This window comes from Pseudomonas sp. W15Feb9B (genome assembly GCF_000828175.1).
GTDB lineage: Bacteria > Pseudomonadota > Gammaproteobacteria > Pseudomonadales > Pseudomonadaceae > Aquipseudomonas > Aquipseudomonas parakoreensis.
This window is the reverse complement of the sequence record NZ_JTKF01000023.1, coordinates 206765-227808: the sequence shown is the minus strand read 5'-3', so window position 1 is coordinate 227808 and position 21044 is coordinate 206765. Positions and strand designations below refer to the sequence as shown.

18 protein-coding genes are annotated in these 21044 nt (G+C 60.8%); 10 read left to right on the top strand and 8 right to left on the bottom strand.

The genetic code is table 11. The features are described from left to right. Positions 1–69: 69 nt before the first annotated feature. On the bottom strand, positions 70–387 hold the full coding sequence (locus OC71_RS13130; RefSeq protein WP_003226726.1) for a transcriptional regulator: 318 nt from the start codon (positions 385–387) through the stop codon (positions 70–72). 148 nt (positions 388–535) lie between these two features. Beyond that, positions 536–772, bottom strand: coding sequence for a glutaredoxin family protein (locus OC71_RS13125; RefSeq protein WP_041069630.1), 237 nt, complete (start codon positions 770–772; stop codon positions 536–538). Positions 773–973: 201 nt separating this feature from the next. On the opposite strand from OC71_RS13125, the gene OC71_RS13120 reads away from it, so the two are divergent. Then, positions 974–2686 carry a monovalent cation:proton antiporter-2 (CPA2) family protein gene (locus tag OC71_RS13120; RefSeq protein ID WP_041069626.1) on the top strand — a complete coding sequence of 571 codons (1713 nt, stop codon included), beginning with the start codon at positions 974–976 and terminating at the stop codon, positions 2684–2686. Here the strand turns inward: OC71_RS13120 and OC71_RS13115 are convergent. Further along, positions 2683–3891 (bottom strand): ammonium transporter, encoded by a 1209-nt coding sequence (locus OC71_RS13115; protein ID WP_041069622.1) that lies wholly within the window; start codon positions 3889–3891, stop codon positions 2683–2685. The two genes, OC71_RS13120 and OC71_RS13115, sit on opposite strands and share 4 nt — an antisense overlap. Before the next feature lie 305 nt (positions 3892–4196). On the opposite strand from OC71_RS13115, the gene OC71_RS13110 reads away from it, so the two are divergent. The 8 genes from OC71_RS13110 (at position 4197) to OC71_RS13075 (ending at position 15549) form a co-directional block, all read left to right on the top strand. Continuing rightward, a complete protein-coding gene (locus OC71_RS13110; protein ID WP_025113166.1) occupies positions 4197–4511 on the top strand; it encodes a YqjD family protein in 315 nt (104 codons plus the stop codon). 2 nt (positions 4512–4513) lie between these two features. Continuing rightward, positions 4514–4900 (top strand): phage holin family protein, encoded by a 387-nt coding sequence (locus OC71_RS13105; protein WP_041069617.1) that lies wholly within the window; start codon positions 4514–4516, stop codon positions 4898–4900. Continuing rightward, the gene (locus tag OC71_RS13100) at positions 4897–5235 is read left to right on the top strand and encodes a hypothetical protein (protein ID WP_041069615.1); all 339 of its coding nucleotides are present in this window, start codon (positions 4897–4899) and stop codon (positions 5233–5235) included. Before OC71_RS13105 ends, OC71_RS13100 begins: the two co-directional genes overlap by 4 nt. Before the next feature lie 124 nt (positions 5236–5359). Further along, complete coding sequence (locus tag OC71_RS13095) at positions 5360–6523, top strand: EAL domain-containing protein (protein ID WP_041069612.1); 1164 nt, start codon at positions 5360–5362, stop codon at positions 6521–6523. Between the two features lie 76 nt (positions 6524–6599). Then, the gene (locus OC71_RS13090) at positions 6600–7928 is read left to right on the top strand and encodes a deoxyguanosinetriphosphate triphosphohydrolase (RefSeq protein WP_003226741.1); all 1329 of its coding nucleotides are present in this window, start codon (positions 6600–6602) and stop codon (positions 7926–7928) included. Between the two features lie 347 nt (positions 7929–8275). After that, positions 8276–8902 carry a response regulator transcription factor gene (locus tag OC71_RS13085; protein WP_041069609.1) on the top strand — a complete coding sequence of 209 codons (627 nt, stop codon included), beginning with the start codon at positions 8276–8278 and terminating at the stop codon, positions 8900–8902. Positions 8903–8910: 8 nt separating this feature from the next. Further along, a complete protein-coding gene (locus OC71_RS13080; RefSeq protein ID WP_041069606.1) occupies positions 8911–12555 on the top strand; it encodes a transporter substrate-binding domain-containing protein in 3645 nt (1214 codons plus the stop codon). A gap of 48 nt (positions 12556–12603) precedes the next feature. Next, the gene (locus OC71_RS13075; RefSeq protein ID WP_041069603.1) at positions 12604–15549 is read left to right on the top strand and encodes an HD domain-containing phosphohydrolase; all 2946 of its coding nucleotides are present in this window, start codon (positions 12604–12606) and stop codon (positions 15547–15549) included. On the opposite strand, the gene OC71_RS13070 is transcribed toward OC71_RS13075, so the two are convergent. After that, positions 15550–16032: a GAF domain-containing protein gene (locus OC71_RS13070; RefSeq protein ID WP_039770434.1), complete on the bottom strand. Its 483-nt coding sequence runs from the start codon at positions 16030–16032 to the stop codon at positions 15550–15552. Continuing rightward, the gene (locus OC71_RS13065; protein WP_041069591.1) at positions 16029–16919 is read right to left on the bottom strand and encodes an ATP-binding protein; all 891 of its coding nucleotides are present in this window, start codon (positions 16917–16919) and stop codon (positions 16029–16031) included. The genes OC71_RS13070 and OC71_RS13065 overlap by 4 nt, the downstream gene beginning before the upstream one ends. A gap of 166 nt (positions 16920–17085) precedes the next feature. Between OC71_RS13065 and OC71_RS13060 the strand changes: the two genes are divergently transcribed. Continuing rightward, positions 17086–19407, top strand: a complete 2322-nt coding sequence (locus OC71_RS13060; RefSeq protein WP_041069588.1) for a response regulator — start codon at positions 17086–17088, stop codon at positions 19405–19407. On the opposite strand, the gene OC71_RS13055 is transcribed toward OC71_RS13060, so the two are convergent. From OC71_RS13055 to msrB, 3 genes are all read right to left on the bottom strand, one after another. Further along, entirely contained in the window at positions 19391–19852 is a 462-nt protein-coding gene (locus OC71_RS13055) for a MarR family winged helix-turn-helix transcriptional regulator (protein WP_041069585.1), read from the bottom strand. The two genes, OC71_RS13060 and OC71_RS13055, sit on opposite strands and share 17 nt — an antisense overlap. Next, entirely contained in the window at positions 19849–20334 is a 486-nt protein-coding gene (locus OC71_RS13050; RefSeq protein WP_027613435.1) for a glutathione peroxidase, read from the bottom strand. Before OC71_RS13050 ends, OC71_RS13055 begins: the two co-directional genes overlap by 4 nt. A gap of 191 nt (positions 20335–20525) precedes the next feature. Next, complete coding sequence (msrB, locus tag OC71_RS13045) at positions 20526–20921, bottom strand: peptide-methionine (R)-S-oxide reductase MsrB (RefSeq protein WP_041069831.1); 396 nt, start codon at positions 20919–20921, stop codon at positions 20526–20528. Positions 20922–21044 lie beyond the last annotated feature (123 nt).

Below are 21044 nucleotides of genomic sequence, written 5' to 3'. Positions count from 1 at the left end.
TCCCTCAATGCAGGCCGGCATTATCCAACACTGAGCGAAACGAACCTAGTGCGCAATCTGCGGCCCGCCTCAGGCCGGAATCGACTTGAGTGCCGCCGCTTCGGTGAACTCCTTGAGCCAGCGCAATACATCGACCGCCTCCCAGCGTCCCGGGTCATACAAGGCATACAACAACCCCTGATAACCGACCACATCCAGTTGCTTGTGATAACCGGCACGCTGGAAAAGCGCTTCGATCTCGGCAAAGCAGGTGTTGAAGTGCAGTTTGTTGAACGGCGTCTTGCCCTCCGTGACCAGCCCGTCCAGGCGCAACTCGAGGACCGCCTCGCGCACCACGTCAACCGACATCCGGTTCACGCTGTTCTTCAACTGTTCGACATTGACCACGGTTCGTCCCTCTGACTGCCGGATTCACCTGCTCAAGACTTCACAAGCAGCAGGTCAACCCAATTACTGTATGCGCATACAGTAAACGAATAATCCGCAGAGTGCCAACGGGAGGATGGTCGCTCGCGACCAGCGGATGACAAATCGCTTAGCGCAGGAATGCCACCACCTGATCGGCACTGAACGGCCAATTCAGTTCTGCGCCAGTATCCACTCGGCGCAATACAGGGATCCGCAGGCTGTAAGCCTCAAACCAGGATTCATCCTCTGCAATATCCACCAGCTCCACCAGCAGACCGTGCTCGACAAACGGCATCAACTCGGCTTCTGCCACCTCGCACAGATGGCATCCCAAGGTGCCGAACAACTGACATTCAGGAAGCATGATCGCTCAACCGAAAAAATGAGCGTTCATTCTAGGCCCGCCTCGAAAACCCGTCGAGCCGGCGCAGCCAGATGGCCGGCGCACCGCAGCAAACAAGCAAAACCGTGATGCAAATCAGTCCACGGAAAAGCCAATCAGGCGATGCTTCCGCGCTTTTTGCCTCTACGCTTGAGAAGCCTGAGCCTGACATCGGAGTGTCTTGTGTTTGCCAACCTGTTGATCATCCTCGCCTCATCCCTGGTGATGATTGCCCTGTTCCGCCGCCTGCGCTTGCCGCCGGTGCTGGGCTATCTTTGCGTGGGCCTGATGGTGGGACCGACCGCTTTCAACTGGGTTAACGAGAGCGAACATCTGCCGGACGTGGCCGAACTGGGGGTGGTGTTTCTGCTGTTCTCGCTGGGCCTGGAGTTTTCCCTGTCGAAGATGATCGCGCTGCGCCAGGTGGTGTTCCGCCTGGGCAGTCAGCAGGTATTGCTCAGCACCGGATTGCTCGGGCTGGTGCTGCTCCTGTTGGGCATGCCGCTGGCCCCGGCCCTGCTGCTCGGCGCCGGGCTGTCGTTGTCGTCGACGGCGATTGTCACCAAGGAGTTGGGCAGCCTGGGCGAAGTGTTCAGCAGTCACGGGCAGAACGCGGTCGGGGTCTTGCTGTTTCAGGACGTGGTGGCGGTGTTGCTGCTGACCCTGGTGCCAGTGTTCGCCGGAAGCAGCTCGCAAGCCTGGTACTGGGCCTTGCCGCTGACATTGGTGAAGACCGTGGTGCTGTTTTTCGGTCTGTTGCTGGCCAGCCGCTGGTTGCTGCCACGGCTGTTTCATGAAGTGGCGGCCTCGCGTTCGGCGGAATTGTTCGTGCTGCTGGCGCTGGTGATTGTGCTGTTGACCGCATGGCTGACGCACCTGCTCGGCCTGTCCCCTGCCCTTGGCGCATTTCTGGCCGGGATGCTGCTCGGCGAAAGCCACTACCGCCATCAGATCGAAGCTGACATCCGGCCGTTTCGCGACATTCTGCTTGGGGTGTTTTTCGTCAGCATCGGCATGCTGATCGACCTACAACTGTTCGTCAGTCACAGTGTGTTGATTCTCGGCCTGACCCTCGGCCTGATGCTGATCAAGGGCACGGTCGTCGCGCTCTTGGTGAAATGGCGCGGCAGTGATCACGAAACCGCCTGGCGCAGCGGCCTGGCCCTGGCGCAGGGTGGGGAATTCTGCTTCGCGTTAATGGCGCAAATGCAGCAAAACCAGATGCTGCCTAACGAGCTGGGCGCCCTGCTGCTGGCGGCAACCTTCTGCTCGATGCTGCTGACGCCACTGCTATTGCGCGCCGCGCCGCAAATGGCCGCGCGCCTGCACCGCAAGCCGAACCAGGAGGCGCAAATCGAGGAAATCAGCGCCCTCAATGCCGGGCTGGATCAACATGTGGTGATCTGCGGTTACGGCCGTGTCGGTCAATCCATCGGCCGCTTCATGCGCAATGCCAATCAGCCTTATATCGCGCTGGATAACGATCCGGTACGTGTGCAGGAAGCCGCAGCCGGCGAAAGCGAGGTGCATTACGGCGACTCTGCGCGCGGCGACCTGCTGACCGCCGTCGGACTGTTGCGCGCCCGGCTGCTGGTGATCGCCGTGGATCAGAGCGATGTCAGCCTGCGGATTCTCAAGGAAGCGCGCCGGCTCAATGCGCGGATACCGATTCTGGTGCGTACCCGCGACGACAGCCAATGGGCTGAACTCAAAGCCGCCGGCGCCAGCGAAGTGGTGCCGGAGCTATTGGAATCGAGCCTGATGCTCGCCTCCCACGCCTTGGTCATGCTTGGCCTGCCAGCGCATAAGGTGCAGGAGCAAATCGATCAGGTGCGCATTGATCGCTATCGTCTGCTGCACGGCTTCTATCCCGGCGCGGAAGACGAGGAAGCCTAGTCCTGGCTCACCGCGCCGATCTTGTGCAGCGACAGGTCGGCGCCGTAATACTCTTGTTCCTGACTCAGGCGCAGGCCGTGCAAGGCCTTGATCACGCCGTAGACGGCGAATCCGCCGATCAGTGCGACCAGCACACCCAGCGCGCTGCCGATCAACTGACTGATCAGGCTGACCCCGCCAAGCCCCCCCAGCGCAGTCTGGCCGAAGATGCCGCAGGCGATCCCGCCCCACACGCCGCACAGACCGTGCAACGGCCATACGCCGAGGACGTCGTCGATGCGCCATTTGACTTGCGCGGCGGTAAAACACCAGACGAACAAGGCACCGGCCAGTGCGCCAGTTACCAGCGCGCCTACCGGATGCATCAGGTCGGAACCGGCGCAGACGGCTACCAGCCCGGCCAGCGGGCCGTTGTGCAGGAAGCCTGGGTCATTGCGCCCGGCGATCAGTGCCGCCACGGTGCCGCCGACCATGGCCATCAACGAGTTGACCGCCACCAGACCGCTGACGCCCTGCAAGGTCTGCGCGCTCATCACGTTGAAGCCGAACCAGCCGACGATGAGAATCCACGAACCGAGCGCCAGAAACGGAATGCTCGATGGCGCGAACGCCACCAGGCGCCCTTCGCGATAACGCCCGTTGCGCGGACCGAGCAGCAAAACCGCTGCCAGTGCCAGCCAGCCGCCCATGGCGTGCACCACCACGGAACCGGCGAAATCATGGAACGCCGCGCCAAAGCGTGCCGTCAGCCAGGCTTGCAGACCGTAGTTGCCGTTCCAGATCATGCCCTCGAAAAACGGGTAGATGAACGCCACGATCAGCGCTGTCGCACACAACTGCGGAACGAATCGCGCACGCTCGGCAATCCCGCCGGAGATGATCGCCGGAATCGCCGCGGCAAAGGTCAGCAGGAAGAAAAACTTCACCAGACCATAACCGTGATCCGCACTCAGCACCGCCGCCGGCTGCATGAAGGTCACCCCATAGGAGATCCAATAGCCTATAAAGAAATAGGCCAGCGTCGAAACGGCAAAGTCGCTGAGAATTTTCGACAGCGCGTTGACCTGATTTTTCTGGCGCACCGTGCCGACTTCAAGGAAGGCGAAACCGGCGTGCATCGCCAGCACCATCACCGCACCGATCAGAATGAACAACGTGTTGGAGCTGTGGACCAGCGTGTCCACAGCGCTTTGCAGATTTTCCATAAAGAGGCAGACCTGAAGGCTAAAAAGGCACCAAAGCGGTTCGCGCGGACAATTCATGCACCAAGTTGCGCCCCGCCGGACACCGCAGTGGCGCTGCAGTGAACCGCTTTGGCGCACAAGGTCGATGTCCTGACACGGACCAGGATTATTTGAGTTAAGGTTTTGCTGCATGTACGCCCGCCAACAGCGCACGAGCGCGGCAGAACGCACCAGGACATAGCAAAAGCTGTACCAGTCATTTGTACTGAACCTTCGCGCAAGGCTCATACTCGAACGCTTCAGACGTCACTTACGGAGATCCACCCATGGCCAGCATCAAGGCAAAGACCGCTCAAGAAATCCTGATGAACGACTTCCAGACTCTGGTCGCCGACACCGAGCGGTTGCTCGAACACACCGCGACGCTGGCGGGCGATCAGGCCGATGAGCTGCGTGAGCAGATCCACGACAGCCTGTTGCGCGCCCGTGAAACCCTGAAGCTGACCGAAGACACTCTGCGCGATCGCGGTCAGGCCGCCGTCACCGCCACCGAAGACTACGTGTCGGCCAATCCCTGGCAGTCGGTGGGCATCGCTGCCGGCGTGGGCTTTCTGATTGGCCTGCTGGCCACTCGGCGCTGATCATGTCGATCGGCGAATCCGGCCTGGGGTCGGGCACTTCATCCTCCACGCGGCGCCTGGGCGCCGCTGTTCTCGGCTTGCTGCACAGCCATGTCGAACTGTTCGGCATCGAGTTGCAGGAGCAGAAAGCACGCACCGTCAGCCTCTTGCTGTTCGCAGGCCTGGCGCTGGTGTTTGCCCTGCTGTTGCTGGTCGGTCTGTCGACGCTGGTGCTGATCGTGTTCTGGGACACTTATCGCCTGGCGGCAATCATCGGCCTGTGCGTGTTCTACACCTTGGCCGCCGCTTTCTGTGGGCTACGCCTCAAAGCAGCCGTCTTCGATGAATCCTCGCCCTTCCACGGCACGCTGGAAGAGTTGGCCAACGATCGGGAGCGCCTGTTGCCATGAGCTTGCCTGAACTGCCACACAACAGCTCGCGCCGGGAAATGCGCAAGGCACTGATCCGCCTGCGTATGGAAATGCACCGGCAGGAAATCCGCCATGAAGCCGGGCAAGTGCTGCAACCCTTGCAGCGCATGCGCGGGATGACGCAAAACCTGCAAGCAGGTTTCGGCATCAAGCACGCGCCGCTATGGGGCGTGGCTGCTGTGACCCTGTTGGGTTTTATCACCGGCAAGGGCGCGAAAAGCGGTGGCGTCGGCGGCCTGACCCGGCTGATACGTCTGGGCACCAGCCTCGGGCCGCTGATCAGACTGGTGATGCAGAGCTCGGGTAAACGCTGAGCCGGCGCATCTGGCTGCATTCTTGCAATATCCGCGGGATGAACCTCTTTACCCGGAGGTTCAATCCCGCGCGCCTACCCGGTCGGCGGGGTTCACCCAGAACAAGAACGACTAAGGAGGCCCCGTGATCGACGGGCAACCGCTCGCCTGCTTTCAACCTTTCATCGATACCGCCACCGGGCGTATTGCAGGCGTCGAAGCATTGGGTCGCCTGCGCCAGTCCGACGGCCAACTGGCCTCGGTCGGGCCGTTGTTTGCCGACCCGCGCACACCCGCCATCGCTCTGCGCCGCCTCGACCGGCAGATCCGCGATAACGCCCTGAGCCGACTGCATGAAGCCCCCCCGGAGTGGTTTCTCAGCCTGAACATGTCGCCACGCTGGATCAGTCGCCTGCGCGCCGAACAGCCGCTGCCCAGCCTCAAGCAAATGTTGCGACACGACGTCGACCCGCAACGCATCGTGTTCGAGATCACTGAGCTGGGCGGCAACAGTCAGCGTCTGGCCGAAGTGGTGGCCCGTTATCGCGACGCGGGAGCGCGGATTGCGATTGATGATTTCGGCGCCGGTTATTCGCAGCTCGATCGGGTGCTGGCCTTGCAGCCGGACATCCTCAAACTCGACATGCGCCTGTTCCAGGCTGCCGCACTCGGCGGGCCGAGCAGTGACGTGGTCAAGGCACTGGCGCAAATGGCCGAGAAGACCGGCTGCTGGATCATTGCCGAAGGTGTGGAAACCGAGGCCCAGCTCAATTTCGCTCTGGAATGCGGTTCGCGCTACGCTCAGGGCTTCCTGTTCGCCCGGGCGCAGGAGGCGTTCTATCCAACGGATGCCTTCGTGCAGCGCTTCGCTGAATTGCGCCAGCGTTACGTGCGGCAGAAACTGGCTGAACGCGGGCGCCTGATGCAAATGCGTCAACAGCTCAGCGAACTGATGGCGATTCTCCAGGCCTGGGCTCAGGCCCACGCACCGCTCAGTGCGCTGCCGCAACTCGAAGCCTTTCCGTGGTTGCTGCGGTTCTACCAATGCGACCGGCATGGCACCCAACTCACGCCTAACCTTGAATGGCGGAACAACGGCTGGGTCGCCGATAACCGCTACCTGGGCCACAACTGGTCATGGCGTCCGTACTTCTATCATTTGCTGGCCGAAGGCTGGGAGGAACGTCGCCTGACGCTGTCCAGCACCTACCGCGACGCCACGAGCAACCAGTATTGCCTGACCGCCGGGCAGTTCTTCGATAACGGTGAGCGCCTGCTGCTGATCGATATTGATGCCGCGGGCCTGTAGTTACGCTTGCAGGTGCGAGCCTGAACCGGGAAGCTAGGGCAACAGTCATCCCAGTCACCGACGGAGAGAACCAGCCTTGGATTGGCAGACCCTGCTCAACCGCGAACGCCTTGGAAAACCGCTGCACAGCCCGCAAGAGCTAGGCCGCAGCCCGTTCCACAAAGACCACGACCGCATCATCTTCTCCGGCGCCTTCCGCCGTCTGGGGCGCAAGACCCAGGTGCATCCGGTATCGAGTAACGACCATATCCACACCCGTCTGACCCACTCGCTGGAAGTCAGCTGCGTCGGCCGCTCGCTGGGCATGCGCGTCGGCGAAACCTTGCGCAGTGCCCTGCCCGACTGGTGCGATCCGAGCGATCTGGGCATGGTCGTGCAATCGGCCTGCCTGGCCCATGACATCGGCAACCCGCCGTTCGGCCACTCTGGTGAAGACGCCATTCGTCACTGGTTCCAGCAAGCCGCCGGGCGCGGCTGGCTCGACGGCATGAGCGAAGCCGAGCGCGGTGACTTCCTCAATTTCGAAGGCAACGCGCAGGGCTTTCGGGTGCTGACTCAGCTTGAGTATCACCAGTTCGACGGTGGCACCCGCCTCACTTACGCCACCCTCGGCACCTATCTGAAGTACCCGTGGACCGCACGTCACGCCGACTCGCTGGGCTACAAGAAGCACAAGTTCGGCTGTTATCAGAGCGAACTGCCACTGCTGGAGCAGATCGCCCACAAGCTCGGCCTGCCACAACTGGAAGACCAACGCTGGGCGCGGCACCCGCTGGTATACCTGATGGAAGCGGCTGACGACATTTGCTATGCGCTGATCGACCTCGAAGACGGCCTGGAAATGGAACTGCTGGAGTACGCGGAGGTTGAATCGCTGCTGCTCGGCCTGGTGGGAGACGATCTGCCGGAAACCTATCGCCAGCTCGGCCCGCAGGATTCGCGTCGACGCAAACTGGCGATCCTGCGCGGCAAGGCCATCGAGCACTTGACCAACGCCGCCGCCAGGGCGTTCGTCGAACAACAGGACGCATTGCTGGCAGGCACTCTGCACGGCGACCTGGTGGAACACATGCACGGCCCGGCCAAACGCTGCGTGCTGAACGCCAAGGACATTGCGCGCAAGAAGATTTTTCAGGACAAGCGCAAGACGCTGCATGAAATCGGCGCCTACACCACCCTGGAAATTCTCCTCAACGCGTTCTGCGGCGCCGCGCTGGAGCAACATGGCGGCCGCACGCCGTCGTTCAAGAGCCGACGCATCCTCGATCTGCTGGGCAACAATGCGCCGGATCCCCATGGCCCGTTGCACACTTCGTTTCTGCGCATGATCGACTTCATCGCCGGGATGACCGACAGCTACGCCAGCGACATGGCGCTGGAGATGACCGGACGCTCCAGCCACTGACAGAACACCGCGCTCACCGGGTCGCCATGACTGCCCGGTTGAGTGCATGGTCTATTGAACCGGCGCAACAGTGCGCGATACTTGTGACTTCCACAGGTCATTTGTTTAACACTCAAAAAAGCCCGGACAAATCCTGCTTGTTCAATACTCTACAAGCAACTTACAACATTCAGATAAACAAATAACCTAAACACTTCCTTACGCGACACTGAGTTTGATCGTAGTCGCTTTCCCTTTAGTGTGTAGGACTTGTCCTATATCGCTGCTAGAGCCATGGGAGTTCATGCGGCCGCTCATTTATCTGAGCTAAGGTGCGCGCTTTATTCGCGCACGTATGGGATTTGATTATGAACTCCGTTTTTATTGTCGATGATCACCCCGTCATCCGGCTTGCCGTTCGGATGCTGCTCGAGCATGAAGGTTACAAGGTCGTCGGCGAAACCGATAACGGGGTCGATGCCATGCAGATGGTCCGCGAATGCATGCCCGACCTGATCATCCTTGATATCAGCATTCCCAAACTCGACGGCCTAGAAGTCCTCGCCCGTTTCAACGCCATGGGGACTCCGCTCAAGACCCTGGTGCTGACCGCACAATGCCCGACCCTGTTCGGCATTCGCTGCATGCAGTCCGGCGCATCCGGTTATGTGTGCAAGGAAGAAGACTTGAGCGAACTGGTCAGTGCGATCAAGGCGGTACTTTCCGGTTACAACTATTTCCCCAGCCAGGCGTTGAATCCGGTGCGCAGCGATGATGTTCGTTATGCCGAACTGGAGTTATTCAAGTCCGTCAATGATCGGGAACTCATGGTTCTGCAGTTATTTGCCCAAGGGCGCACCAACAAGGAAATTGCCAAAGGCATGTTTCTCAGTAACAAGACTGTCAGTACCTATAAAAAACGCCTGATGCAGAAACTGAAAGCCAGGTCGCTGGTGGAACTTATCGAGATGGCCAAACGCAACGCACTAGTGTGAGAGCCCGAATGCCCAGTCGTTTAAAGATCTATCTTGCCCTCTTGTGTGCGAGCCTGTGCCTGGCGACTCAGAGCCATGCCGACCTCGTTACGGCGCAAGAGTATGTGCTGCGCAGCCGTTCGGGTCATGAAGCACTGTCCGTGACACTGGAGCCTGCGCAGCGACAATGGCTGCAGACGCGCAGCGAACTGATACTGGGCACTTCCGCACCGGATTATCCACCGTTCGACATGACGGCCAGCGGTCGCGATTATGAGGGCTTTACCGCCGATTACGCCGGCCTCCTCGAACAGGCCAGCGGACTGCCAGTGCGGGTCCAGCGCTTTGCCTCACGGGAAGCCGCCTTGCGCGCATTGAAAGCCGGTCAGGTCGACATGCTCGGTACCGCCAACGGTTTCGAAGCCAGTGACGCTGACATCCTGCTTTCAACGCCCTACGCCATCGATCAGCCGGTACTGGTCACCCGTGAAGACGAATCCCGCACGCTCACCCAGGGACTGGCCGGTCTGCGCCTGAGCATGGTCTATCACTATCTGCCCCAGGACGAGGTCCGGGCGCTGTATCCCAAAGCCATCCTGACCTCCTATCCGTCCTACCAAAACGCAATCAACGCGGTGGCGTTTGATCAGGCCGACGTGTTTCTGGGCGATACCATTTCCACCCACTACATGATCAACAAGGGCTATCTGAACAACATCCGCATGGCCAATTTCGGCAAACAGGAAGCCCACGGTTTCAGTTTTGCCGTACACGCCGAAAACCCGCAACTGCTGGCCATCATCAACGCCGTGCTACAGGCCATACCGACCAGTGAACGGGACAGCATCGCCAAGCGCTGGAGCGCCGGCAGCGACATTCTGCTGACCGACCAGAAGCTGCAACTGACCCATCACGAAGAGCAATGGCTCAAACAGCACCCGGTGCTGCGTGTGGTGGTGAACGAAGCGTTCGCCCCGCTGACGTTCTTCGACAGCGATGGCAATCTGCGCGGCATTACCGCAGACCTGCTTGAGCTGCTGCGCTTGCGCACCGGCATGCGCTTCGAACTGGTGCGCAGCCGCAGCGACGGCGACATGGTGGAGCAGATCAATCAGCATCGGGTCGATCTGATCGCGGCGCTGCTTCCCAGCCCGCAGCGGGAAAAAACCCTGCAATTCAGTCGCCCCTATCTGGAAAACTCCTTCGTCCTGCTGACCCGCAAATCCCCCGACAGCCCGACGCATCCGGCTCAGCTCAGGGGCAAATACCTGGCGATTGCCCAGGGCAGCCCCATGACCGATTACCTGCGCCGCGAGTTTCCCGATATCCGCCTGACCGAAACCTCGGACACCTTCGGCGCCGCGACATTGCTCGCTGAAGGCAGGGCCGATGGCGCGGTCACCTCACTGGTCATCGCCAATTACCTGATCTCGTCGCGGATCTTCGAACATCAGTTGCAGATCACCACGACTCTGGGCACTCGCCAGGCCGCCTTCTCGCTGGCCACGGCGCGTGACAACCGCGAGCTGAGCTCGATCCTCGACAAAGCGCTGCTGAGCATCAGCCCCGAAGAACTGGGCGTCATCAACAGCCGCTGGCGCGGTTTTTCCAATGCCGCGCAAAGCAACTGGCATCAATACCAGCGCCTGTTTTACCAACTGATCGGGGCGGCATGCCTGCTGCTGTTGCTGTCACTGCTCTGGAACGCCTACATGCGTCGCCAGATCAAGCAACGTCAGGCCGCCGAGCGCGCGCTCAACGATCAGTTCGAATTCATGCGCTCGCTGGTCAACGGCACCCCTCACCCGATCTACGTGCGTGACCGCCGGGGTCTGCTGCAAAGCTGCAACGACAGCTATCTGGAAGCCTTCAACGCCAAACGCGAAGACGTGATCGGCAAAAGTGTCATGCAGGGCACCCTGAGCAATGCCTTCGAAGCCCAGGCCTTCCAGGCGGATTACCAACGGGTGGTGGCCGAAGGGACGCCGCTGCTGCTCGACCGTCCGCTGCACATCGGTGGCCGGCGCCTGACGATCTATCACTGGATCCTGCCGTACCGCGACTCCAGCGGCGAAGTACAAGGGATCATCGGTGGCTGGATCGACATCAGTGAACGTCGCCAATTGTTCGATGAGCTGCGCACGGCCAAGGAGCAGGCGGACAACGCCAACCGCGCCAAAAGCACCTTTCTGGCGACCATGAGCCACGAAATCCGTACGCCGATGAATGCCATCATCGGCATGCTCGAACTGACGCTCGAGCGCATGAGCGATCAGGCACCGGATCGCTCATCCATCGAAACCGCTTACTGTTCGGCCAAGGATCTGCTGGGCCTGATCGGCGACATCCTCGATATCGCACGAATCGAGTCCGGGCACCTGAGTCTGAGCCCCGAGCGGGTCAATCTGGTCGAAACCGTGGCGTCAGTGGTCAGAATTTTCGACGGTCTGGCCCGCCAGAAAAACCTCGCCTTGCCCCTGACGGTCAATCCTCCCGGACTCGCCGTCGACGTGGAGCTGGATCCGTTGCGCTTCAAGCAAGTCCTGTCGAATCTGATCAGCAACGCCATCAAATTCACCGAGCGCGGACAAGTGCGCATCGCGCTGGACGTACGACCCAACCACGCGGGCGTGTATTCCCTGATCCAACTGACCATTCACGACACCGGAGTCGGAATCAGCACCGAAGATCAACAACGCCTGTTCGAACCGTTTTCCCAGGCCAACAGTGGTCGGCAACAGGCTCGCAGCGGTGCGGGCCTGGGGCTGGTCATCAGCCGCAACCTCTGTGAAATGATGGGCGGTCAACTGCAGTTGAGCAGTCAGCCCGGGATCGGCACCCAGGTCTGCCTGTCGTTGCCGTTGCAAACGCTGCCGTGCAAGGCCACCGTAGCGAAAACCGCACAGCCGATCGCCCCGTCTGCGACACCGTTGAACATTCTGGTGGTTGATGACCATCCGGCCAACCGCCTGCTGCTGTGCCAGCAGCTGGAATTCCTCGGTCATCGTTTCAGTGTTGCCGAAGAGGGGCGAAGCGCATTTGCAGTCTGGCAGGCCGGCGAATTCGATCTGGTCATCGCCGACTGCAACATGCCAGTGATGAACGGCTATGAACTGACCGAGGCCATCCGCCAACAGGAACGGCGCACCGGCCGCGCACCTTGTACGGTGCTGGGCTTCACGGCCAATGCCCAGCCCGAAGAGGTCAAGCGCTGCAAACAGGCTGGCATGAATGACTGCCTGTTCAAACCCTTGAGCCTCAGCGCCCTGAACCATTGGGTCAACGGGTTGCGACCGGCATCGCCGGGGCCGGCGTTCAATCTTCAGGGCCTGAATCAGTTGACCGGTGGCAATCCGCAGCAAGCCCGGCGCCTGCTCACGCAACTGCTAAAGAGTAGCCGTCTGGATCGCGAGGAGCTTCTGGCCCTGGCGCCGCACAATGACCGTGAAGCATTGGCGGTCGTGGCACACAAGATCAAGGGTGCCGCCCGGATCGCCCAGGCCTCGCGCCTGATTGCCTGTTGCGATGCGCTGGAACAAGCCTGCCTGCAGACAACCTCGCTGGCGACCATCGTGCGCTGCACCGAGGCCACCGACGCAGCGATTGTCGAACTGGAGCAGGCATTGCAGCGACAACTGGAACCTTTAGAAGAAGGCACACTGGGCGAGCCTTAACTATGCTTGGACGCTGAGCAGTGTGTTTACTTCAATGGAGAGTCAGCAATGCCCAGCCCACTGCGCCCGGATCAACGCCGATTCCCGTTGCACGTGCACATCAGCGTCATGTTCACCTTCCTGCTCTTGCTGACAGGCGTTGTGCTGGGGTTGTTCAATTATCGCCAGACCACCCGGATCATCCTGTCGAGCAGTGAAAACCTGTTCAATCGCATCGAACAGGACGTGCGCCTGGACCTGCATTCAACTTACGAACCGATCCGGCACCTGCTGAGCCTTCTGGCCAACGATCAGGCAGCCGATGCTTCGAACCTGCAGCAGCGTCTGGCGCTACTCAAGCCGTTCACTCAGTCACTCAAGGACAACAGCGATCTCGCGTCGCTGTATCTGGGGTACGGCAACGGCGACTTCTTCATGGTTCGACCCTTGCGTACCAACGCCCTTAAAACCCTGCTCAAGGCGCCGCCGACCGCGGTCTATCAGGTCTGGAGCATCGAGCACGACGCCAGCGGCACCGTATCGTCGCAGTCACTGTTCTTCGATCAGACACTGGCGCCGGTGGGGCACGACGTCAATTCCGACGACCGCTACGACCCGCGTACCCGCAACTGGTACATCAACGCCCTGCAACAGGGTGACCAGATCACCACTGAGCCCTATGTATTTTTCTCCACGCACAATGTGGGCACCACGCTCGCCCGTCGCAGCAGCGCAGACTCCGTCATCGGTGCCGACCTGACCCTTGAAGCACTTTCCGCCACCTTGCTCAAGCATGTCGTCACCCCCTCCACCGAAATCGTGTTGTTCGATGCCGATGGCAATGCGGTGGCCTATCCCGATAGCCGCCGGCTGATTGTCGACGACCGCAGCGCGCGCCTGGCCAAGGCCGCCGACCTGAGCCCGAACCTGCACGCGTTGCTGTCCGCGCCCCATCAGGGCAAACGGCTCGACGTCAATGGGCGCCACTGGATCGTCGCCCGCAGCAACCTGCAGGAAGGTGGGCCGAACGGTTTGCAGATGGCCCTGCTGGTGCCGGAGGACGAACTGCTGGCCGACGCCTACCGCATGCGCTGGCAAGGCGCGCTGATCACCCTCGCGATCTTGCTGCTGTGCCTGCCGCTGGGCTGGCTGATCTCGCGGATTCTGGTCAAACCGTTGCACGCGCTGGTCAAGGAAGCCGACGCGATCCGCAGTTTCGATTTCAATTTTCCGGTCACCCGCCGCTCGCCGGTGCTGGAGGTCGACCAGTTGAGCCTGTCGATGGCGCGCATGAAAGAGACACTCGCCAGCTTCTTCCGCATCACCGACAGCCTCAGCGCCGAAACCCGCTTCGCCCCGCTGCTGCAACGGGTGCTGTTCGAAACGGTGCAGATCGCCCAGGCCCAGGCAGGGTTGATCTATCTGCGCGAAAGCGACGGCAACCGGATGGAACCCTATGGGCTGGTGATCGACGGTGTTTCGCAGGAGCCGGGCAGGCTCAACGTGCTCGGCCAGGACCTGCTGGCAGATCAGGGCCCGGCTTGGTTTCAGCAACTGATCCACGCCGACAACGTGGTCAGCAGCCTTGGCTTCGAGCAGGCCGCAGACTTGCAGAACGTCCTGTTGGCCATGCAGTCGCCGCGCATCCACCTGATCGGTATCCGCCTGCGTAACCGTCACAACGAGACCATCGGCCTGTTGATTCTGCTGATCAACGACAGCGGCAACGCTCAGGATCTGGAAAAACTGCGCCCGGACCGCATCGCCTTCCTGCAAGCAGTGTCCGGTGCGGCGGCGGTGAGTATTGAAAGTCAGCGTCTGCAAGCGAAACAGAAGCAGTTGCTCGATGCGTTCATCCAGTTACTGGCCGGCGCCATCGACGCCAAGAGCCCCTACACCGGCGGCCACTGCCAGCGTGTGCCGGAATTGACCTTGATGCTTGCGCAAGCCGCTGCCGCCAGCCAGGCACCGGCATTTCAGCGTTATCAGCCCAACGAAGACGAGTGGGAAGCCCTGCACATCGCGGCCTGGCTGCACGATTGCGGCAAGGTCACCACACCCGAATATGTCGTCGACAAGGCGACCAAACTGGAAACCCTCAACGATCGCATCCACGAAATTCGCACCCGTTTCGAAGTGCTCAAGCGCGACGCCTGGGTCAGTTACTGGCAGGCGCTGGCGCTCGGCGGCAACGCGGCGCAACTGAGCGAACAGCGTGACGCCGCGCTGACGCAACTGGACGATGACTTTGCCTTTGTTGCCCGCTGCAATCTGGGCGGCGAAGCCATGGCACCCGCCGATCTGCAGCGCCTTGAGCGCATCGCCGAGCGGCGCTGGATGCGCACCCTCGATGATCGCCTGGGGGTGTCATGGGAGGAAAACCGCCGTCAGGCGCAAACGCCCGCGCCAACGCTGCCAGTCAGCGAGCCACTGCTGGCGGACAAGCCCGAACACCTGATCGAACGCGCCGAGAGTGAACTGATTCCGGAAGACAATCCGTGGGGGTTCAAACTGGATGTGCCGCGCTACAAATACAATCGCGGCGAACTGTACAACCTGAGCATTGCCCGGGGCACGCTGACCCGCGAAGAGCGCTACATCATCAATCACCACATGGTGCAGACGATCCTGATGCTCAGCCACCTGCCCTTCCCCGGGCACCTGGACAGCGTTGCGGAAATCGCCGGCGGGCATCACGAAAAAATGGACGGCAGCGGCTATCCAAAGCGCCTGAAACGCGAAGACATGAGCCTGCCGGCACGGATGATGGCGATTGCCGATATTTTCGAGGCGCTGACGGCTGCGGATCGGCCGTACAAGAAAGCCAAAACCCTGAGCGAGGCATTGGCGATCATGGCCACCATGTGCCGCGAGGCGCACATCGACGCCGAGCTGTTCGCGCTGTTCATCAATGACGGGGTTTACATGCAATACGCTGCGCGGTTTCTCGATCCGCGCCAGATCGATGCGGTGGATCCGGCCAGCCTGCTGCGCAAGGCTGGCCTGAGTGCCTGATCAGCAGTCGGTCAGACGCAGGAAGATCGCCGCCAATTGCTCGATACCCGCCTGATCGTCGGTGCCAAAACGCGCCAGTTTCGGGCTGTCGAGATCGAGTACGCCGATCAACCGACCGTCCTTGACCAGCGGCACTACCAACTCGCTGTTGGAAGCGCTGTCGCAAGCGATATGGCCCGGGAACGCATGCACGTCTTCGACGCGCTGAGTCTGCAGACTGGCCGCCGCGGCGCCACACACGCCGCGCCCGAACGGAATGCGCACGCAAGCGATCTGGCCCTGGAACGGACCGAGCACCAGCTCTTCATTGCGATTGAGGTAGAAACCCGCCCAGTTCAAGTCATCGAGCTGGTTGAACAGAAACGCCGAAAACTGCGCGGCATTCGCGATGAAATCGCGCTCGTCCGCCAGCAGCGATTCCAGTTGTGCGGCCAACATGCCATAGCCTTCGAGGCCCTGGCCGCTTTGTTGCAAATCAATCATGCCTTGTGCTCCAGCAATTTCAGTCCCACCCAGTAACGGGCGAATTGGTACGCGCAACGGCCGTTGCGATTGCCGCGCCCGGTGGCCCAGCGCACGGCGAGGATGTCCAGTTGTTCGTCGCGCTGCCAGCTCAGGCCAGCCTTGGCGGCCAACTGGCCGATCCAGTGTTCGACGACATTGAGAAAATGTTCCTGAGTAAACGGATAAAACGACAGCCACAGACCGAAACGGTCCGACAAGGCGATCTTGTCTTCCACCGCCTCACTCGGGTGCAGCTCGCCGTCGACACGCTTCCAGTTTTCGTTGTCGCTTTCCTTCTCCGGCACCAGATGGCGGCGATTGGAAGTGGCGTATAGCAGAACGTTGTCCGGGGCCTGCTCGAGCGAGCCGTCGAGCACGCTTTTCAGCACGCGGTAATCGCCTTCGCCGGATTCGAACGACAGGTCATCGCAAAACAGCACGAAACGCTGTGGCAGTTTGCCAATCTGCTCGACCACGCGCGGCAGGTCGGCCAGATGATCGCGTTCGATCTCGATCAAACGCAAGCCGGCCTTGGCGTGCTCAGCCAGCAGCGCGCGCACCAGCGAGGATTTACCGGTACCGCGCGAACCCCAGAGGAGCGCATGGTTAGCCGGCATGCCGTCGAGAAACTGTTGGGTGTTGCGGCCCAGTTGCTCCAGTTGACGGTCGACACCGATCAGGTCGGACAGGCGCATGTCGAGGCTGACGTCCAGCGGCAGCAAGTACCCGCTACGCCCGTCTCGCTGCCAGCGCGCCGCCAGGCACGTGTCCCAGTCGATCAGCGGACGTGGCGCCGGCAGCAAGGGTTCGATCCGCGCCAGAACCGACTCGGCGCGTTCAAGAAAAGCATTCAATCGGGAATCCACGTCTTCTCCTCGGGCACGTTCACAGTGATGATGTCGATACAGCGACGACAGACAGATTTCAATCCCCCGCTCAGGCCTTGTTACAAGGCGATTCGGGAACCTCGGTATCCAGACATGATCGACTATGCTTGAGCAGCGAAGGGAAACGGAAGTGGTTCAACACCCCATGGATATCAAATTCACCCACCGGCTGTCTTACAAGCAAGCCAGATTCACTGTGCTGGTCGGGTTCATTCTGGGCACGCTGCTCAGCCTGCTGCAAATCGGCATCGATTATGCCAGCGAAGACGCCTCCATCAACCGTGAAATCCTGTCTTTGCTGGAAATCAGCCACAATCCGGCATCGCGGATCGCCTACAACATCGACGCGGAACTGGCGCAGGAACTGACCCTGGGGCTGTTGCGTTCGCCGGCGATCATCTCGGCGCAACTGACGGACAACAACGGCAACGTGCTGGCCAACGTCAAACGCCCGGAGCTGCAAAGCGGCTATCGGGTGATCAGCGACTTCCTGTTCGGCGCCAAACGCCAGTTCGAAGACCGTCTGTACCTCGACCACCTGCCCGACGAATCATTGGGCATCCTCAGCCTTGAAGTCGACACGTACGCGTTCGGCAGCCGTTTCCTGCGCCGCGCCGAAGTCACTTTGCTCAACGGGTTTGCCCGCAGCCTGATCCTCACCGGGATCCTGCTGGCGTTGTTCTACGTGATGCTGACCAAGCCACTGGTACGGCTGATTCGTGAACTCAGTGCGCGCGACGCACGCAGCGCAGAACCGACAACGCTGGAATGCCCGGCCGGACACGCCAATGACGAAATCGGCGTGCTGGTCAAAGTCGCCAACCAGCAGTTCGAAAACATCGCCACGGAAATCCAGCAGCGCCGCAACGCCGAAAACCGCCTGACCGACTACCTCGGGCAGCTGGAGCACATCGTTTCGGCCCGCACCGCCGAGCTCAAGGCGATCAACACCCGGCTCAGCCAGTCCAACGAAGAACTGGAGATCGCCCGCAGCACCGCACTGGACATGGCCGAAGCACGCTCGGCGTTCCTTGCCAACATGAGTCACGAGATCCGCACCCCGCTCAACGGTCTGCTGGGCATGATCGCCCTGTCCCTTGACGGCCCGCTGAACGCCGAACAACAGCAACAGCTGTCAATTGCCCATGACTCGGGCAAGGTGCTGGTGGAGCTGCTCAACGATATTCTCGACCTGTCCAAGTTCGATGCCGGGCAACTGGAGCTCGAGCACATCCCGTTCGACCTCGGCTCGCTGATCGAGGATACCGCCAACCTGCTGTCGCAGAACGCCGCGCCGAGCGTCGAGCTGACCTGCCTGATCGATCCGCACTTCCCCGCTCTGGTGCTGGGAGACCCGACCCGGGTGCGGCAGATCGTCAGCAACCTGTTGTCCAATGCCCTGAAGTTCACCCGCTTCGGCCGGGTTGATGTGCGTCTGTCAGCCCATAACGACGGGGTCCGTATCGAGGTCTGCGACACCGGTATCGGCATCGCCCAGGAAGCCCAGGTGAAAATCTTCCAGCCGTTCACCCAGGCGGGCGCCGGTATCACCCGGCAGTATGGCGGCACCGGTCTCGGCCTGGCGCTGACCTACAACCTCTGTGAAGCCATGCAGGGTCGACTGACCATCAGTTCCGAGGCCGGTTTCGGCAGTCAGTTTTGTGCCGACCTGCCGCTGCCGTGCCATACCCGGGCGATCATGCCGCCACCGCTGCACGGCAAGGTACTGGCGATCACCGCGGCCAGCAGCGGCTTGGCGGAACTGCTCAAAACATTGCTGCCGGTGTGGGGCGTGACGTATGAACAGCGCACCATGGACGACCCGTTGCTGGGCCTGTCACCCGATCTGCTGATCACCGATTGCCCGGAATGCCTGTTCAGTCTGCGCCCGACCCTCAGCGCGCCGATCCTGGTGGTGACCGCTTATGGCAGCTTCATGCCCAGCGAAGAGGCCGCAGCGCTGGCGCCATTGCAGCAACAGGCCCGACCACTGGCACGCAACGCGCTGTATCAGATCCTGCGGCGCATTCTGCTCGCAGACATCACCACGAACAACGATGCGCAGCAGGAAAGCCAGCTGGTTCAACGCCGCGGACGCGTGCTGCTGGTGGAGGACAATCCGGTCAACCAGTTGGTGGCCAAAGGCATGCTCGGCAAGCTCGGGTGCGACGTGGTGGTCGCCGCCCACGGTGCCGAAGCGCTGGATCAACTGGAGCACGATGAGTTCGACCTGGTGCTGATGGACTGCAACATGCCGGTGATGGACGGCTACGAAGCGAGCCGGCAGATTCGCCAGAGCGGGCGCTGGCCGCACCTCCCGATCGTGGCACTGACCGCCAACGCCATGTCCGAGGAGCGCGAGCGCTGCCGTGCCGCCGGCATGAGCGATTATCTGGCCAAGCCGTTCCGCCGCGAAGAGCTGGCGGCCCTGCTCGACCAGTGGATTCCGACTACGTCAGCGCCTTGATCTGCCCCAGCAGGTGATCGAGACCGTTACGCAAATCGTTGAGCCGATCAAGGTCCACGCCGCTGTCGCACAACAATCGGGCCTTGAGCGGCCCGACCTGCTCGCGCAACGCCTGGCCCTGGGTGGTCAGGCCTAGATGCACTTCACGCTCGTCACGCGTCGAGCGCTGGCGCTGCACCCACTGCAATTGCTCAAGCCGCTTGAGCAACGGCGTCAGAGTGCCGGAGTCCAGCGCCAGACGCTCGCCCAACGCCTTGACCGTCGGTTGCTCCGGCGCTCTGTCCTGCCACTCCCACAGCACCAGCATCACCAAGTACTGCGGGTACGTCAGGCCGAGCTGATCAAGCATCGGCTTGTAAGCGCGAATCACCGCCCGGGACGCGGCATACAACTTGAAGCACAACTGACTGTCGAGCTTCAGCGAATCGTCGGGCAGGCCGTTCATTTGAGCAGGGCTTCGATCTCGCCGCTGATGTCCTGCGGCTTGGTGGTCGGGGCAAAACGCTTGACCAGTTGCCCATCCTTGCCGATCAGGAACTTGGTGAAATTCCACTTGATGCCCTCGGAGCCGAGCAGACCCGGAGCGCGTTTTTTCAACTGTACGAACAGTGGATGCGCATCAGAACCGTTGACATCGATCTTCTTGAACAACGGGAAACTCACGCCGTAATTCAGCTCACAGAATTCGCTGATCGCACCCTCGTTGCCTGGCTCCTGCTTGCCGAACTGATTACATGGAAACCCCAGCACCACCAGGCCCTGATCCTTGTAGGTCTGCCACAGCTCTTCCAGGCCTTTGTATTGCGGGGTGAAGCCGCATTTGCTGGCGGTGTTGACCACCAGAACGGCCTTCCCGGCGAAATCGGCCAGGGTCTTTTGTTCACCCTTGATGGTGGTGACAGGAATATTCAGCAGGTTGTCGCTCATGACACGGCTCCACGGGTTATCGGCAAAGGCCAAACATAGCGAGCAATTAAATTGTGTGCAATTTAATTAATTGAGTTGCCATCATGTAGGAGCTGCCGAAGGCTGCGATCTTTTGATCTTTAAAAATCAAGAGATCGCAGCCTTCGGCAGCTCCTACAGGGTGGATCAAACCAGCCGGTCGAGTGAGCAGTTCAATCGCGCGGCTCGAGATTCAGACACACCGAGTTGATGCAATAACGCAGGCCGGTCGGTGGCGGACCATCGGGAAACACGTGGCCCAGATGCGCGTCACAGCGAGCGCATTTGACCTCGGTGCGGATCATGCCGTGACTGGTATCGCGGATTTCGGTCATGGCGCTTTCGCCGATCGGCGCGTAGAAGCTCGGCCAGCCGCAGCCGGAATCGAATTTGGTTTGGGAGTCGAACAGCGGCTCATTGCAGCAGACGCAATGATAAATGCCGTCGGTTTTGGTGGCGTTGTATTTGCCGGAGAACGGCCGTTCGGTCGCACTGAGCCGGCACACGTTGTACTGCTCGGGATCGAGCATCGCACGCCATTCTTCCAGGGTTTTTTCCAACTTTTCCATCATCACACCTCAACGGCTGAAAAAGCCCGATCTGTACCTTTTCCACGGATCGGGTGGCACGTATGATTGCGCCTCGTCACACGCCAGTCTGGCAGCCAGACCGGGCGCATTCAAACGGATTAT

Bases quoted from the DNA above. Each gene is read 5' to 3' on its own strand.
- OC71_RS13055 (WP_041069585.1), bottom strand. From the start codon at position 19,852: ATGAACGGCCTGCCCGACGATTCGCTGAAGCTCGACAGTCAGTTGTGC.
- OC71_RS13125 (WP_041069630.1), bottom strand. From the start codon at position 772: ATGCTTCCTGAATGTCAGTTGTTCGGCACCTTGGGATGCCATCTGTGC.
- OC71_RS13070 (WP_039770434.1), bottom strand. From the start codon at position 16,032: ATGATTGATTTGCAACAAAGCGGCCAGGGCCTCGAAGGCTATGGCATG.
- OC71_RS13075 (WP_041069603.1), top strand. From the start codon at position 12,604: ATGCCCAGCCCACTGCGCCCGGATCAACGCCGATTCCCGTTGCACGTG.
- msrB (WP_041069831.1), bottom strand. From the start codon at position 20,921: ATGGAAAAGTTGGAAAAAACCCTGGAAGAATGGCGTGCGATGCTCGAT.
- OC71_RS13110 (WP_025113166.1), top strand. From the start codon at position 4,197: ATGGCCAGCATCAAGGCAAAGACCGCTCAAGAAATCCTGATGAACGAC.
- OC71_RS13105 (WP_041069617.1), top strand. From the start codon at position 4,514: ATGTCGATCGGCGAATCCGGCCTGGGGTCGGGCACTTCATCCTCCACG.
- OC71_RS13100 (WP_041069615.1), top strand. From the start codon at position 4,897: ATGAGCTTGCCTGAACTGCCACACAACAGCTCGCGCCGGGAAATGCGC.
- OC71_RS13085 (WP_041069609.1), top strand. From the start codon at position 8,276: ATGAACTCCGTTTTTATTGTCGATGATCACCCCGTCATCCGGCTTGCC.
- OC71_RS13115 (WP_041069622.1), bottom strand. From the start codon at position 3,891: ATGGAAAATCTGCAAAGCGCTGTGGACACGCTGGTCCACAGCTCCAAC.
- OC71_RS13060 (WP_041069588.1), top strand. From the start codon at position 17,086: ATGGATATCAAATTCACCCACCGGCTGTCTTACAAGCAAGCCAGATTC.
- OC71_RS13050 (WP_027613435.1), bottom strand. From the start codon at position 20,334: ATGAGCGACAACCTGCTGAATATTCCTGTCACCACCATCAAGGGTGAA.
- OC71_RS13080 (WP_041069606.1), top strand. From the start codon at position 8,911: ATGCCCAGTCGTTTAAAGATCTATCTTGCCCTCTTGTGTGCGAGCCTG.